The organism is Streptomyces sp. MspMP-M5 (genome assembly GCF_000373585.1).
Classification (GTDB): domain Bacteria; phylum Actinomycetota; class Actinomycetes; order Streptomycetales; family Streptomycetaceae; genus Streptomyces.
This window is the reverse complement of the sequence record NZ_KB891853.1, coordinates 46001-60812: the sequence shown is the minus strand read 5'-3', so window position 1 is coordinate 60812 and position 14812 is coordinate 46001. Positions and strand designations below refer to the sequence as shown.

Annotated in this window: 14 protein-coding genes; 6 read left to right on the top strand and 8 right to left on the bottom strand. The window is 74.1% G+C overall.

Annotated features, from left to right (window positions below; all coding sequences use genetic code 11):
- Positions 1-25 precede the first annotated feature (25 nt).
- Both B073_RS0100260 and B073_RS0100255 read right to left on the bottom strand, forming a co-directional pair.
- Positions 26-715 carry a response regulator gene (locus B073_RS0100260; protein WP_018536082.1) on the bottom strand — a complete coding sequence of 230 codons (690 nt, stop codon included), beginning with the start codon at positions 713-715 and terminating at the stop codon, positions 26-28.
- Positions 712-1938, bottom strand: coding sequence for a histidine kinase (locus B073_RS0100255; protein ID WP_018536081.1), 1227 nt, complete (start codon positions 1936-1938; stop codon positions 712-714). Before B073_RS0100255 ends, B073_RS0100260 begins: the two co-directional genes overlap by 4 nt.
- A gap of 230 nt (positions 1939-2168) precedes the next feature.
- On the opposite strand from B073_RS0100255, the gene B073_RS0100250 reads away from it, so the two are divergent.
- Complete coding sequence (locus B073_RS0100250) at positions 2169-2753, top strand: hypothetical protein (protein ID WP_018536080.1); 585 nt, start codon at positions 2169-2171, stop codon at positions 2751-2753.
- Positions 2754-2823: 70 nt separating this feature from the next.
- On the opposite strand, the gene B073_RS0100245 is transcribed toward B073_RS0100250, so the two are convergent.
- The gene (locus B073_RS0100245) at positions 2824-3396 is read right to left on the bottom strand and encodes a cob(I)yrinic acid a,c-diamide adenosyltransferase (RefSeq protein WP_018536079.1); all 573 of its coding nucleotides are present in this window, start codon (positions 3394-3396) and stop codon (positions 2824-2826) included.
- Positions 3397-3757: 361 nt separating this feature from the next.
- Here B073_RS0100245 and B073_RS0100240 point away from each other — a divergent pair, with 361 nt between their 5' ends.
- The 3 genes from B073_RS0100240 to B073_RS0100230 all read left to right on the top strand — a co-directional run bounded on the left by B073_RS0100240 (position 3758) and on the right by B073_RS0100230 (position 8172).
- Positions 3758-4606, top strand: a complete 849-nt coding sequence (locus B073_RS0100240) for a 3-hydroxyacyl-CoA dehydrogenase family protein (protein ID WP_018536078.1) — start codon at positions 3758-3760, stop codon at positions 4604-4606.
- A gap of 146 nt (positions 4607-4752) precedes the next feature.
- Complete coding sequence (locus tag B073_RS0100235) at positions 4753-5076, top strand: STAS domain-containing protein (protein WP_018536077.1); 324 nt, start codon at positions 4753-4755, stop codon at positions 5074-5076.
- 336 nt (positions 5077-5412) lie between these two features.
- The gene (locus B073_RS0100230) at positions 5413-8172 is read left to right on the top strand and encodes an ATP-binding protein (protein WP_018536076.1); all 2760 of its coding nucleotides are present in this window, start codon (positions 5413-5415) and stop codon (positions 8170-8172) included.
- 126 nt (positions 8173-8298) lie between these two features.
- Here the strand turns inward: B073_RS0100230 and nucS are convergent, their stop codons facing one another.
- On the bottom strand, positions 8299-8961 hold the full coding sequence (nucS, locus tag B073_RS0100225) for an endonuclease NucS (RefSeq protein ID WP_026246910.1): 663 nt from the start codon (positions 8959-8961) through the stop codon (positions 8299-8301).
- Between the two features lie 252 nt (positions 8962-9213).
- On the opposite strand from nucS, the gene B073_RS0100220 reads away from it, so the two are divergent.
- Positions 9214-9606 carry an SCO5389 family protein gene (locus B073_RS0100220; protein ID WP_018536074.1) on the top strand — a complete coding sequence of 131 codons (393 nt, stop codon included), beginning with the start codon at positions 9214-9216 and terminating at the stop codon, positions 9604-9606.
- 121 nt (positions 9607-9727) lie between these two features.
- On the opposite strand, the gene B073_RS0100215 is transcribed toward B073_RS0100220, so the two are convergent.
- Entirely contained in the window at positions 9728-10777 is a 1050-nt protein-coding gene (locus tag B073_RS0100215; protein ID WP_018536073.1) for an LLM class flavin-dependent oxidoreductase, read from the bottom strand.
- A 191-nt stretch (positions 10778-10968) separates the two neighbouring features.
- On the opposite strand from B073_RS0100215, the gene B073_RS0100210 reads away from it, so the two are divergent.
- On the top strand, positions 10969-11301 hold the full coding sequence (locus B073_RS0100210; RefSeq protein ID WP_018536072.1) for a hypothetical protein: 333 nt from the start codon (positions 10969-10971) through the stop codon (positions 11299-11301).
- A 4-nt stretch (positions 11302-11305) separates the two neighbouring features.
- Here B073_RS0100210 and B073_RS0100205 read toward each other — a convergent pair whose 3' ends face one another.
- The 3 genes from B073_RS0100205 to B073_RS0100195 all read right to left on the bottom strand — a co-directional run bounded on the left by B073_RS0100205 (position 11306) and on the right by B073_RS0100195 (position 14811).
- Positions 11306-12613 (bottom strand): ABC transporter permease, encoded by a 1308-nt coding sequence (locus B073_RS0100205; RefSeq protein ID WP_026246909.1) that lies wholly within the window; start codon positions 12611-12613, stop codon positions 11306-11308.
- A complete protein-coding gene (locus B073_RS0100200) occupies positions 12610-13914 on the bottom strand; it encodes an ABC transporter ATP-binding protein (protein ID WP_018536070.1) in 1305 nt (434 codons plus the stop codon). Before B073_RS0100200 ends, B073_RS0100205 begins: the two co-directional genes overlap by 4 nt.
- Before the next feature lie 123 nt (positions 13915-14037).
- Complete coding sequence (locus B073_RS0100195) at positions 14038-14811, bottom strand: ABC transporter permease (RefSeq protein ID WP_018536069.1); 774 nt, start codon at positions 14809-14811, stop codon at positions 14038-14040.
- Position 14812: the final 1 nt, after the last annotated feature.

The following is a 14812-nucleotide window of genomic DNA, read 5'->3' as shown; positions in this document are numbered from 1 at the left end:
GCCCCCACTGCCCCCCACCGCGCCCCTAAGGTGCCTCCACCCCCAACTCCTGGGCCAGGACGGCTGCTTGGAGGCGGCTGCGGAGCGCGAGCTTGTTCAGCAGTCGGCTGACGTGGGTCTTCACGGTGGCCTCCGCCATCGCCAGGCGCAGCGCGATATCGGCGTTCGACAGCCCCTCGCCCAGGCATCCCAGCACCTCCCGCTCGCGCGGGGTCAGCGCGTCCAGGACCGCCGGGTCCGGGGCCGTCCGGTCCCGCGACGGCCGGGCCGTCGGCCGCGTCCGGGCGAACTCGGCGATCAGCCGCCGGGTCACCGCCGGCGCGATGAGCCCCTCGCCGGACGCCACCGTGCGCACCGCGCCGAGCAGCGTCGCCGCGTCGCTGTCCTTGAGCAGGAAGCCCGCGGCGCCCGCGCGCAGCGCGCCGAAGACGTATTCGTCCAGGTCGAAGGTGGTCAGCACCAGGACGTCGGCCAGTCCCTCCTCGGTGATCCGGCGGGTGGCCGAGACCCCGTCCAGCCGGGGCATCTGGATGTCCATGAGGACGAGATCGGGGCGCAGCGCGCCGGCCAGCCGGACCGCCTCCTCGCCGTCCACGGCTTCCCCGGCGACCTCGATGTCGGGTGCGGTCCCCAGGATGAGGACCAGCCCGGCCCGTACGGCGGACTGGTCCTCGGCGACCAGGACCCGGATGGGCCGCGCGGCGGCGCCGGTCATCGTTGCTCTCCCTTCCCGGTGGCGGGCAGTGCCGCCCGTACCAGCCAGACGCTTCCGTCCGGCCCGCCTTCGGGGCCGGCGTCGAACTCCCCGCCCAGTAGGGCGATCCGCTCCCGCATGCCGGTCAGCCCGGCCCCGGAGCCGGGCGCGCGGGGCCCCGGTCGGTCGGCGTACGGGCTGCGGACGGTGACGGTGAGCGCCCCGCCGGCGCCGTGGGCGATCCGCACCCGGACCTCGCCGGGCGCGGCGTGCTTGAGCGCGTTGGTCAGCGACTCCTGGACGATGCGGTACGCGGCCAACTCGACCGGCGCGGACGGCTTTTCGGTGCCCGCCCCGGCCGGCCCCCGGCCGTCGTCCAGGACGAACTCCAGGCCACTGGCGGCGCCGTTCGCACGGGCCTGGGCGACCAGTGCGGCCAGCCCGTCGAGGGTGGGGGTGGCCGCCGGCCCGTCCCCGGTGGTGTTCGCGTCCCGCAACAGGCCGATGAGCCGGCGCATTTCGGCCAGGCCCTGGACGCTGTTCTCGCGGATCACGCCGAGCGCGGCCCGGGTCGCGTCGGGCTCGTCGAGGGTCTGCGCGGCGGTGGCGTGGATGGCGATCGCGGACAGGTGGTTGGCGACCAGGTCGTGCAGTTCCCGTGCCATCCGGGCGCGTTCGCCGGCCACCGCCTGGGTGCGGTCCATCTCGGCCAGCAGCGCGGTCTGTTCGGCCCGCAGCCGGGCGGCCTGCGCGGCGTCCCGGTGGTCGCGGATGATCAGGCCGGTCCAGGCCGGGGCCACGGTGACCAGCGCGATCACGATGCCGATCAGGACCACCTGCGGGCTGTGCCAGAACACCGCGGTCACGGCGGTGGCGAGCACCGTCAGCAGCACCGAGGCCACCGGGATCCGGCGGGCGGCGGCCGGCGGACCGTAGAGCACCGCGGCATAGACCACGTCGGTGAACATCAGGACGGTGGCGGCCAGTGTGCCGGCGCAGGAGTCCAGCGCCAGCGCGGGCAGCGCCAGGGCCAGCGCGGCCAACGGGGCGGTCCGGCGCAGCAGTTCGGCGGCGGCCATCACGGTGAGCGCGAGCAGGGTCAGTGCCGGGGGCAGGCCGAGCAGCGGCGGTCCGCCGTACAGGCCGAGCGCCCACAGCATCAGCCCGCCGGCCAGTCCGCCGCCCGCGGCGAGCACGTCATGCCGGTGCGGCCGGGCACACGCGACGGGGGAGGGGGCGTTCACCCCTCCATCAAACACGGCGGCGGCGCCGGCCGTCGCCACGGCGGGGAGACGGACCGTGCCGGGCGCCCCGTGACCCGGCCTCCTACATCGAAAGTCGCAGCCGGAATCGTCGCCGCAGACGACGGACCGGGCACCGGCGGCTGGGAGGCTGGAGGGGACCGGCCGCTCGGACGGCCCCGGACCTCCCGGAGCCGCCCGGTACGGGGAGCTGCCGGAGAGGAGGGACCGCCGTGGTCGTCACGCTGATCATCGCCTGTGAGGTCGGCTTCTGGGTGCTGCTCGCCGTCGGCCTGGCGCTGCGCTATCTGGCGCGGATGCCGAAGACGGGGGCGGCGGTGCTGCTGCTGGAGCCGCTGCTGGAACTGGTGCTGCTGATCGTCACCGCGATCGACCTGAAGAACGGCGCCGCCGCCGATTGGAAGCACGGCCTGGCCGCCCTCTACATCGGCTTCACCGTCGCCTACGGCCACCACACGATCAAGTGGGTCGACCGGTACGTCGCGCACCGCTTCGCCGGTGGTCCGCCGCCGGTCAAGCGGTACGGAAGGGAGCGCTTCCGGTACGAGGTGACACTGTGGCTGCGCACGGTGCTGATGGCCGCGGTGGCGGCCGGGCTGCTCCAGGGCGCGATCTGGTACGTCGGCGGCGACGGCGACGTCTCGTCGCTCCGGAGCTCGCAGGCGGCGGGCCTGCGCCTCGTGGTGATCCACGGGGTGATCACGCTGACGTACCTGATCTGGCCGAAACAGCGGCCCAAGGACCGGGCCGCGCCGGACGAGACGCCGGCCCGGCGCGCAGCGAAGATCCTGCGCTAGGTCGCTTCTGACGGAGCCGGGCCGGAGCCGCGCCGGCGTGGGGCTGGGCCGCGCCGGTGCCGGACTCCGCTCAGCGCTCGCCGCCCGGCACCCACAGCACGTCCCCGGTCTCCTTGTTGGCCGTGCGGGCCAGGATGAACAGGAGGTCGGAGAGGCGGTTGAGGTAGGTGGCGGTGAGCGGGTTCATGGTCTCGCCGTACTGCTCCAGGGCCGCCCAGGTGGAGCGCTCGGCCCGGCGGACGACGGTGCACGCCTGGTGGAGCAGGGCGGCGCCGGGGGTACCGCCGGGGAGGATGAAGCTGCGCAGCTTCTCCAGCCCTTCCAGGAAGCGGTCGCAGTCCGCCTCCAGCTTGTCGACGTAGGACTGCTCGACGCGCAGCGGCGGGAACTTCGGGTCCGCCACGACCGGGGTCGACAGGTCGGCGCCGACGTCGAAGAGGTCGTTCTGCACCCGCAGCAGCACCGCGGTGATCTCCTCCGGCAGCGCGCCGAGGGCCAGCGCCACGCCGATCGCCGCGTTGGCCTCGTTGGCGTCCGCGTACGCCGCGATGCGGGCGTCGGTCTTGGCGGTCCGGCTCATGTCGCCGAGCGCGGTGGTGCCCTTGTCTCCGGTACGGGTGTAGATGCGGGTCAGATTCACCATACGAGGGAGACTACGCCGCGGCCCGGCGGACGGCCCGGCCGCGCGGGGCCCGCGACGGTGCCGCCCCGCGCGGGCCGAGGCGGTCGCCGCGGGCTCGCCACGGAGGGCACCGTCGAGGGCTGCACCGGGGCGTTCGCCCTGCGGGACGGGACGGGACGGACGGTGGCGGCGCCCGGCCGAAAGCCCCTCAACTACTTACCGGGGGCGGCCGGCTGACGGCCTTCCGGGTGCGCGCCGCAGCCCGTGGGTGTGATGTCTTCCTTTGGAGACGTGACGCGCATCTCTTCCCCGCCAATCGATCGCCGGTGACCGCTAACGTCACTCAGGACCGTCAAATGCACAGGGTGTGAGGGGACAAGCAGTGGCAAAGAAGCTTGCCGTCATCGGCGCCGGACTGATGGGTTCCGGAATCGCGCAGGTCTCGGCCCAGGCCGGCTGGGACGTCGTCCTCCGCGATGTGACGGACGAGGCGCTGGCCCGCGGCAAGGGCGGCATCGCGTCCTCCTTCGAGAAGTTCGTCGCCAAGGGCAAGCTGGAGGCGGCCGCCGCCGAGGAGGCGCTGGGCCGTATCACCACCACCACCGACCTGGACGCGGTCGCCGACGCGGACGTCGTCGTGGAGGCGGTCTTCGAGAAGATCGAGGTCAAGCGGGAGATCTTCCAGGCGCTGGACAAGCTCGCCAAGGACGACGCGGTGCTGGCCTCCAACACCTCCGCGATCCCGATCACCAAGATCGCCGCGGCCACCGCCCGGCCCGAGCGGGTGGTCGGCACCCACTTCTTCTCGCCGGTGCCGATGATGCAGCTCTGCGAGCTGGTGCGCGGCTACAAGACCAGCGACGAAACCCTCGCCGCCGCCCGGGAGTTCGCCGAGTCGGTCGGCAAGACCTGCGTGGTGGTCAACCGCGATGTGGCCGGCTTTGTCACCACCCGGCTGATCTCGGCGCTGGTCGTCGAGGCCGCCAAGCTCTACGAGTCCGGCGTGGCCAGCGCCGAGGACATCGACATCGCCTGCAAGCTGGGCTTCGGTCACGCGATGGGGCCGCTGGCCACCGCCGACCTGACGGGCGTCGACATCCTGCTGCACGCCACCGAGAACATCTACACCGAGTCCCAGGACGAGAAGTTCGCCCCGCCGGAGATCATGCGCCGCATGGTGGACGCCGGCGACATCGGCCGCAAGAGCGGCCAGGGCTTCTACACCCACTGATACCGCGTCAGGGCTGTACTCCGACGGGGTCACCCGCCGGGGTGATTTCGGTATCGGTTCGCTTACAGACGGCAACTTCGCCGTATGAGAGGCAGTCAGTTCGGTAGACGACAATGCACCACAACCCATGACATCGGGGAGCGCATATGCACATCAGGGGCGACCACGCCGAGCTGGTCGTCGGGGGCCGCCTCGACGTCCGCAGCGCGGCGGACGCCCGCACGGCCCTGCACGCCGCCGTGGACTCCGGCCGGGGTGATCTGGTGCTGGACCTGACCGAACTGGACTCGTGGGACGCCACCGGCCTCGGCGTGATCATGGGCGTGCACCGCCGGGCCGGCCGCAACAACCGCCGGCTGGTGCTGCGTGGGGTGCCGCCGCAGATGCAGCGGCTGCTGGTCGCCACCCGGCTGCACCGCATCCTCGCCATCGAGGGCGGGATCGAGGCGGAGTCGCTGCCCCGGGTGTGAGGAGCGGGGCGGTGGACGGGGAGGTGCCCGTCCCCGCTCCGTGGCCGCCCCCCGCCGGGGCCGCAGCGGGCGGCGGGGGCGGCTCGGATCGCTGGGATGGATCGGGAGGAATGCCGCAAGACGTGCATTTCCGCTGATCTGGTGTCGTTCTCGTCAAGGTGCCGCCCCGGCTGTGCCCCCGGCCCGGGATCGGTCTATGGTTCGGTTGTCCGCCGTGTGTCATCATCCGCGGCGGGGTACCGGACCAGACGCGACGGCTGAGGAGATCCGCCGGAGCCGGGGGAGTGCGGACGGCCGGAAGCACCGACGGCACGCACATTCTGGAGAGCTTGCAGCATGGACCCGAACACCCACCCGGGCCCCGAGGAGCACGGCGAGCAGGCCGGTACGGCCGGTCCGCCGGCCCCCGAGTCCGCCGGCCGGCAGGCCGGATCCGGCGGCCTCGCCCGCGTCGTCCGGCTCGTCTCGGGCAACTACCTCGTGACCGTCAACCCCGTCGACGGCTGTGAGATACAGCCCTGCCCGCCCGGCGAGCGCCCCGCCCCGCCCGAGAAGCTGGACGCCCAGGAGCGCGCCGCCGCGGCCCGCGCCGCCCAGCCGCCGGTGCCCTCCGGACCGGTCTCGTTCGCCGGCCACGAGATCCCCCTCGAAGAGCGGGACGAGGACATCGCCCGGCTGGAGCGGCTGCTCTCCCGCGGCCGCTCGGTGCGCGTCACCGGCCCCGCCGGCTCCGGCCGCACCCGGCTGCTGGACGCGGTCGCCGGCCGCGTCGCCGACCTCGCCCCGGACGGCGTGGTGCGGCTCTCCGGCTACCACCGCACCGTCACCGACGTCCTGTACGCCCTCTTCGCGGCCGTCTACCGGGCCCCGCAGCACCGCCCGGAGCGGCCCGAGCTGCTGCGCCTGCTCGGCGGCATCGGCGCGGTCGTCGTCCTGGACGACCTGGAGTTCGGCGGCGCCGCGCTCGACGAGCTGCTGGACGCCACCCCCGAGTGCGCCTTCCTCCTCGCCGCCACCCCCGACGTGCCCGCGCCCAGCGCCGGCGCGCACGTCGAGGAGGTCTTCGTCGGCGGGATCGGCAAGGATGCCGGCCGGCGGCTGCTGGAGCGCGCCCTGGACCGCCCGCTCACCAAGGACGAGACGGCCTGGGCCGCCGACCTGTGGTTCGAGTCCGAGGGGCTGCCGCTGCGCTTCGTCCAGGGCGCCGCCCTGCTGCGGCAGCGCGACAAGGCCCGGATCGAACCGGGCGCCCTCGACGACGGCTACGGCCTCTTCCCCGAGGACGGCACGGCCGACCCGGAGCAGCGCCCCGAGGTCCCGCTGCCGGCCGTCGGCGAGGCCGCCGCGCCCGCCCCGCTGCTCGCCGAACGGCTCGGCGCCGCCGCCCAGGAGACCCTTCGCTTCGCGGTCGCCCTCAACGGCGAATTGCCGCACCAGGCCCATCTGCCGGCCCTCACCCAGGACACCCACGCCGACGCCGCCCTCGGCGAACTGCTCGGCTGCGGCCTGATCAGCCCGGCCGGCGGGCACTACCGCCTCGCCGCCACCGTCCAGGAACAGCTCACCGCCGCCGGCTACGCCGAGGGCGCCCCCGCCCGGGCGCACACCGCGGCCCAGCACTACGCCTGGTGGGCCGGGCACCCCTCGGTCACCCCCGAGCGGGCCGCCGCCGAGTCCGACGCGGTGCTGGCCACCATGGGTGTGCTGACCGGCAGCCGGGAGAGCGGCCACCCGGCCGCCGCGGTGCTGCTGGCCCGCACCGCCGCGCCCGCGTTCGCCGCGGCGCTGCACTGGAGCGCCTGGGAGCGCAGCCTGCGGCACGGCCAGGAGGCCGCCCGGCTGGCCGGCGAGGTCGCCGAGGAGGCGTACTTCCACCACGACCTGGGTGTGCTCGCGCTGTGCAGCGGCAACGTCGACCGGGCGCGCGCCGAGCTGGAGGCGTCCATCGGGCTGCGCGGGGTGCTCTCCGACCGCGACGGGGCGATCGCCGGACGGCGGGCCCTCGCCCTGGTCATCGACCGGTCCCGGGCCGCCGCGGCGAACGCGCCGACGACGCTGCTGGCGGCCGTCGCCCCCGCGTCCGGCGACGCCGGGGCCGCCGCGGCGGATGCCACGGACGCGCCGGAGCCCCGCGACCCGGCCGCCGGACCGGCCGGCGAGGCGTCGCCCGACGCCGTCTCGACCGCCAAGCTGCACGCCGTCGTCCGCCCCGAGGGGCCGGCCGGCACGGCCACCACCCGGACCGCCGGGTCCGCCCCGGCCGCCGCCGGCCTGGCCACCCCGTTCGACCAGGGCGGAGCGGCGGCGCCGCGCGACACCACCGCCGCGCTCCCGCTCGCCGCGGCCGGCAAGTCCGGGAAGGCCGCGCACGGCGCCCACGCCGCGAAGCCCGGCACGGCGGGCAAGGCCGCCGCGGCCGGCGCCGGCGGGGGACTCGGGCGCGGCATCCGCCGCACCGGCCGCCGCAACCTCCTCGCGGTCGCCGCCGGAGTGGTACTGGCCGGCGTGCTCGGCACCGTCGTCACCCTCGGCATGACCTCCGACAACTCCGGCCGGCACGACGACAAGGTCACCACCGACCAGTCCCCGGCCGCCGGCGGCGACGCGCAGGAGCCGGCCCAGGAGCCCGGCACCGGCGCCGGCCTGCCGCCCACCCGGTCCGGCACCACCCGGCCCGGCACCCCGGGCACACCCGGCCACCGGGCCACCACCTCGCCGTCCGCCCCCGGCACCACCGGTGCCCCCAGCGGCCCCGGCACCCCGACCGGCGGCCCGACCTCCGCCAGCGGCGGCCCCACCTCGCCCACCGGCCGCCCCACCCACCCCACGCACAAGCCCACCGACACCCCCACCCACCCCACGCCGACCGGGCCCACCGGCACCCCCGACCCCACCCCGACCGGCAAGCCCACGGTCACCCCGACCGGCGAGCCATCGACGCCCTCCGGCGGCAGCTCGGGCGGCAGCCCGTCCGGCAGCAACTCCGCGGTGGCACCGTCCACCAGCAACGGGAGTGCCGACGACACCGGCGCGCCGTCCGCGGGCCGGCCGGCATCCGGCCAGTCGGCATCCGGCCAGGGCACTCCGGCCGGCTGACGCCACCGGCGCCCCGTACGCCCCACCCGGCACACGACGCAACGCGCGACGGCCCGGTACGGACCGCCCGCCGAAGAGGCGGACGACTTCCGTACCGGGCCGTCGCGGTGCGGCCGGCGCGGCCGGTCAGAACAGCCGCAGCTTGTCGTCCTCGATGCCGCGCAGTGCGTCGTAGTCCAGCACCACACAGCCGATGCCGCGATCGGTGGCCAGCACACGGGCCTGCGGCTTGATCTCCTGAGCTGCGAAGACGCCCTTCACCGGGGCCAAGTGCGGGTCGCGGTTGAGGAGTTCGAGATAACGGGTGAGCTGCTCCACACCGTCGATCTCACCGCGCCGCTTGATCTCGACGGCGACGGTCTGCCCGTCGGCGTCCCGGCACAAGATATCCACCGGGCCAATGGCAGTGGGGTATTCACGCCGAATAAGCGAGTAGCCCTCGCCCAGTGTCTCGATCCGGTCGGCGAGCAGCTCCTGGAGGTGGGCCTCCACCCCGTCCTTGATGAGGCCGGGGTCCACACCCAGCTCGTGCGAGGAGTCGTGCATGACCTCCTCCAGGGTGATGATGAGCTTCTCGCCGCCCTTGTTCTCCACCGTCCAGACATTGCCGTCCCCCTCCTTGAGGGAGCAGGGCGGGGACATCCAGTTGAGGGGTTTGTAGGCCCGGTCGTCCGCGTGGATGGACACGGAGCCGTCCGCCTTCACCAGGATGAGGCGGGGCGCGGAGGGCAGATGGGCGGTGAGCCGGCCCGCGTAGTCCACGGAGCAACGGGCAATGACGAGACGCATGGTGCGCCACGCTACTCGAATCGGGGCCGCCGACGCGATTCGCCCCCGCACCGGGGTCTCTTTACGGCGGAAACCCCCGCACCCCCGGCGCCCGGGCATGGCCGGTTGTATGTGCAATCTCCTGGTGCGGGCCCCTTGCGCGGCATACCGTTGACGCGGGGGGTCGTGAGGCGAACACGCTCTGTCGCGAATTCCCCTTGTCCCATCCATGAGGCCCCACCTGTCCCGGCGGGGCCGCGAGAGGAGAACCTCATGTCGCTCGACGTCTCACCGGCCCTCCTCGAACAGGCCGAGCGAGGCGAGGTCGACGAAGCCGTGTTTGTCGACTGCGTCCGGACGTCCCTGCCCTACGCGTGGGGGATGATCAGCTCTCTGGTGGACCGGCTGAAGGCGGACGGCGGAGAGTTCGCCGACAACCAGACGCCGCCGCCGGACGAGCAGGCGCGCGGCCAGCTGCTCCGCGCACTGGCGAGCAACGCCATCCGCGGCTCGTTGGAGCGTCACTTCGGTGTGCGCCTCGCCTTCCAGAACTGCCACCGGGTCGCGGTCTTCCCGCTCGACCCGGCCGCCGACGACCGGCTGGCCCGCTTCACGTCCATCCGCGGCCAGTTGCTGAACCAGTCGCCCGAACTCCGCGACTGCTGATCGGAGTTGCTGCCGCTGAGCGGGCCGGCCGGAGCACCCTCCGGGGCCGTGCACCGGCGGCAGCACCACCGACCAGACGTGCCGCACGCCACGCCCCGCTCCCACCCCGGCGGGGGCGGGGTCACACCAGCTGCGGCAGCACCTCGGCACCCAGCCGCCGGACGTTCTCCTCCGTGGCCGCCAGATCGCCCGAGCCCTCCACCAGCAGCGCGAACCGCCTGATGCCCGTACGCTCCGCCGTCGCCGCCAGCCGGTCCGCGCACAGCTCCGGAGTGCCGACCGGATGCAGCGCGCACAGCAACTCCGTGTACGCCAGCGGATCGCGCATCGACCGATACCGGCCGTCGACCGTCACATGCGCCCCCAGGCCCTGCCGCAGCCAGCCCGGCATCGCCTTCGTCAGCGTCTCCACCGCGGCCGCCCGGCCGTCCGCGATCTGCACCACGCCCGCCGAGACATGCTCTGCCGCGGCCACCTCGACCGGATCGCGGCCGGCCTCCAGCGCCGCCGACCGCCACAGCGCGACCATCTCCGCCTTCTCCTCGTCGCCGCAGTGCATCCCCAGCAGCATCGGCAGCCCGCGGGCCGCCGCCAGCCTGACCGACGACGGGGAGGTGCAGGCCACCACCACCGGCGGGCCGGCCAGCAGCCCGTCCGGGTCGTCCGGGTCGGCCAGCGCCTCGGCCGACCGCGGCACCACCGCCACCTCCCGGAACGCATAGCGCTCACCGCACGCCCCCACCCGCGGCTCGCGCAGCCACCGCAGCAGCAGATCGAGCGACTCCGGGAAACCGCGGTCGTACGCCGCCAGACCGGAGCCGAAGACCTCCAGATCCACCCAGGGACCGCCCCGGCCCACCCCGAGCGTGAACCGCCCCTCCGAGGTCAGGTGCAGCAGCGCCGCCTGCTCGCCGAGCGCCACCGGATGCTGGGTCGGCAGCACACTGACCGCCGTCCCGACCCCGATCCGGCTCGTCCGCCCCAGCAGCAGCGCGGCCAGCGTCGCCGCCTGCGGGCAGACCCCGTACGGGACGAAGTGGTGTTCGGCGAGCCAGACTTCGTGGAGTCCGGACTGCTCCGCGACCTGTGCGGAACGCACCGCGCGGTGCAGTGCTTCCCCCTGCCCCTGACCGGGGAACTGGGCGGCCAGGATGAAAGCCCCTACGCGCATCGCTCTCTGCCTCCTTGCAGCCGACGCGACCCCCTCCTCACCCGGCAACAACGGGCGACACGTGCCCAGGGCACGGCCTGACGCGAAATTTCCAGATGATCGCAGAAACGTGACGGCGGGCGTTTGCCCCTGACCGTGCCGCGTACGCTGGTGACAGCCCTCCCCCAGCTCTCGACCTGCCGAGGTGTGCCGTGTCCCCGCGTCGAAACCGCCAAGGCGGTGCGAACCGCCCCGACCACGCAGCCCGCGCGGACCACCCGGGGCTCGGCCGCTACGGACTGGAGACCACCGAGGAATGGCGCGGCGAGGACTGGGTGGTCCGGCCGGTCGGCGCCGCCGGCGCGGCCAAGCACTACCGCTGCCCCGGCTGCGACCAGGAGATTCCGCCCGGCGTCCCGCACGTCGTCACCTGGCCCCGGCACGGCGACGTCGACGACCGCCGGCACTGGCACAAAGCCTGCTGGAACGCACGGAACCGCCGGAGCGCACGGCTCCAGCGGTCCCGAAATGCCCCCCGATACTGAGGCGTTACACGTCGCGCCGCTCCTGGACGACGAAGGCCGCGCCCAGCGCGACCGCGGTGACGCCGGTCAGGATCCACAGCGGGGTCCAGCCCTCCGGCCCGCCGTCGGTACCGAGGAACGGCATGCCGTACAGCGTCGCCAGCGAGTTGGGCACCGAGTAGGTGATCAGCCCCTTGGCGAGCCACGCCAGGCTCGATGCGCCGATCATGAACACCGCGAGCAGCATCGGCAGCATGACCACCCCGAACATGGCGCTGATGGCGCCCGCGGAGTGCCGCAGCAGCGAGCCGACCGCCATGGCCAGCAGGCCGAGCATCGAGACGTAGAGTCCGGCGCCCACCGTGCACCGCAGCCACTCGCCGACCGTCGGCTCCCGGCCGTCCAGCATGCCGGACAGGGCGAGCGACACGAGCGTGGTGGACACCGTCGTGATCACGAAGGCGAGCGCGAAGAAGACGATCGCCTTGGCGGCCAGCACCCGGGCCCGGCTGGGGCAGGCGGTCATGGTGGTCCGGATCATCCCCGTCCCGTACTCGGACGAGATCACCAGCACGCCGAGCGGGATGATGCACAGGGTGCCCAGCATGACGCTGAAGAAGCCGTAGCCGATGCCGAGGCCGACCTTGTGGCCCGACAGGGCGGTGGCGGTCAGCAGGCCGATGCCGACGATCAGGGCCACCATCACGCCCAGCGTCCACATCGTCGAGCGCACCGAACGGATCTTGGTCCACTCGGCGGCCAGCGCATGGCCCAGGTGGGTCGGGCGGACGGGTATGGGGGAGACGTAACCGGCGCCGCCCGCCTGCCAGTTGGCCGCGGCGGGCTGCTGCTGCGGGTGCGGCGGCTGCTGCGGGGCCGGTGCCTGCGGCGGCTCCTGGGGCTGCTGTGGGGGCTGCTGCGCCTGCTGGGACTGCGGGGGCGCGGAGACGGTGAGCATCATCGTGCCGGCCTCCTTACCCGGTCCGCCCGGTCCGCCCGGCCCGTGCGCCGCCAGCGGCCGCGGCTCGGGGTGGCCACCGGCCGGCGGCTGCGCCTGGAGCAGCATCGTGCCGGCCTCCTTGGCGGGCCCGGGCTGCGGCTGCGCCTGCAGCATCATCGTCCCCGGTTCCCCGGCGGGGGAAGGCTGTTCGGCGGGCGGCTGCGGCGACGCGGGCGGCATCGGCCCGGCGGTGGGCGCGGGCCCCGTGACGGGGGCGGGCACCGGAGCGGCGGGCGGAGCGGCGGGCGGAGCGGCGGGCGGCATCGGCTGCCCGCCGGGCTCCGGCGCGGGCTCCGGCTGCGGCTGGGGCTGCGGCTGCTGAGGGCTGGTCATCGGACGTCCTGGGTGTGCGGCGTGGGCTGGGCGGCGGATGGGGGTTCCCCCTGCTCGAACGGAGTTGAGAGCTTGGGGGCGGCGGGCGGCGCCGGCGGCTGCTGCCCGTACGGGTGCGGTGCGCCGTACGGAGCGGGTGCCCCGTAAGGGTGACGCTGCGGCGGCGGCACGGCGGCGCCCGGCACCGGGGCGGGCCCGGCGGGCGGCGCGTACGGGCCCGGCTGCGCGTACGGGTTCGGCGGCGGCGCGGACGCCCCGGGCGGTACCTGACCCGGCCCGCCCGGCTGCCCCGGCACATACCCCTGGGGCACCTGGGCGCCCTGGGGAGCTGCGCCCGGCGGCGGGTATCCGCCCGGCGCCGGCTGGAATCCGGTCCGCTGGTCGGCCGTCGAGCGGTAGTCGACGGCCCCCTGCGTCATCCGCATGTACGCCTCCTCCAGCGACGCCTGGTGCGGCGACAGCTCCCACAGCCGGACATCGGCGGTGTGCGCCAGCTCGCTGATCCGCGGCAGCGGCAGCCCCGTCACCCGCAGCGCCCCGTCCGCCTCCGGCTCCGCCCGGCCGCCCGCCTCGGCGACCGCCGCGAGCAGCTTCTCGCGCTGCTCCAGCGCACCGTCCGGCGTCCGGACCCGCGCGAAGTCCGCGGAGTTGGCCGAGATGAAGTCCTTCACCGGCATGTCCGCGAGCAACTGCCCGCGGCCGATCACGATCAGGTGCTCCGCGGTCAGCGCCATCTCACTCATCAGGTGCGAGGAGACGAAGACCGTACGGCCCTCCGCCGCCAGCTGCTTCATGAGGTTCCGCACCCACAGGATGCCCTCCGGGTCCAGGCCGTTGACCGGCTCGTCGAAGAGCAGCACCTGCGGATCGCCGAGCAGCGCCGCCGCGATGCCCAGCCGCTGGCCCATGCCCAGCGAGAACCCCTTCGACCGGCGGTTGGCCACCTCCTGCAGACCGACCACCCCCAGCACCTCGTCGACCCGCCGGGCCGGAATGCCGGACAGCTGCGCCAGCGACAGCAGATGCGCCCGCGCACTGCGCCCGCCGTGCACCGCCTTGGCGTCCAGCAGCGCACCCACCTGGCGCGGCGCGTTGGGGGTCTGCCGGAACGGGCGGCCGCCGATCGTGGCCCGGCCCGACGTCGGGGCGTCGAGGCCCAGGATCATCCGCATCGTCGTCGACTTGCCGGAGCCGTTGGGCCCCAGAAAGCCGGTGACGGTGCCCGGACGCACCTGGAACGACAGGTTGTGCACGGCCGTCTTGGGCCCGTAGCGCTTGGTCAGGCCGACTGCCTCGATCATTCTCCGCCCCTCGCGAGATGGTCGGGGCAGAGGCGCCCTCGTGCCCCCGTGAGGGTTATGAGGCTATCGGGGTGTTGACGGTTCCCGCCAAAAGCCGGGGCGGCGGCCGGCGGTCCCGCGCCGTCAGGCGTCCCGCCGGTTCAGCAGCAGACAACCGGCCAGCAGCGCGGCCACCGTCCACCCCACCATGATCGCGAAACCGCCCCAGGGCCCGTACGGCGCGTCGTCGCCGACCGGCGTGACCACCTGCATGATCCGCGAACCCGCCTGGTCCGGGAGATAACGGCCCACCTTCCGGGTCGCCGACACGTTCGCCAGGATGTTGGACACCAGGAAGAAGAACGGCATCAGGATGCCCAGCGACAGCATCGGACTGCGCAGCATCGTGGCCACCGCCATCGAGAACAGCGCCATCATCGTCATGTACAGCCCGCCGCCGATCACCGCCCGCAGCACCCCCGGATCACCCAGGTACGCCCGGTGCTCGCCCAGCGCAGCCTGCCCCACGAAGAACGTCGCGAAGCTCGTCACCATCCCGACCACGAGGACCAGCGCGGTGGCCACCGTCAGCTTGCAGAAGAGGAACACCCCGCGCTGCGGCACCGCCGCCAGCGACGCCCGGATCATCCCGGTGCTGTACTCGTTCGACACCACCAGCACCCCGAACACGATCATCGCCAGCTGCCCCAGCCCCATCCCGGCGAAGCTGATGTTGGTCGGATCGAAGGCGAACCTCCGCTCGGCCGGCATCGAGTCGAAGTCCTTCCGGGCCAACGTGCAGATCAGCACGCCCACCACGAGGGTCACCACCACCGCCACACCCAGCGTCCACACCGTCGACCGCACCGACCGGATCTTCGTCCACTCCGACCGCAGGCCCTGCCCGACCACCGCCATC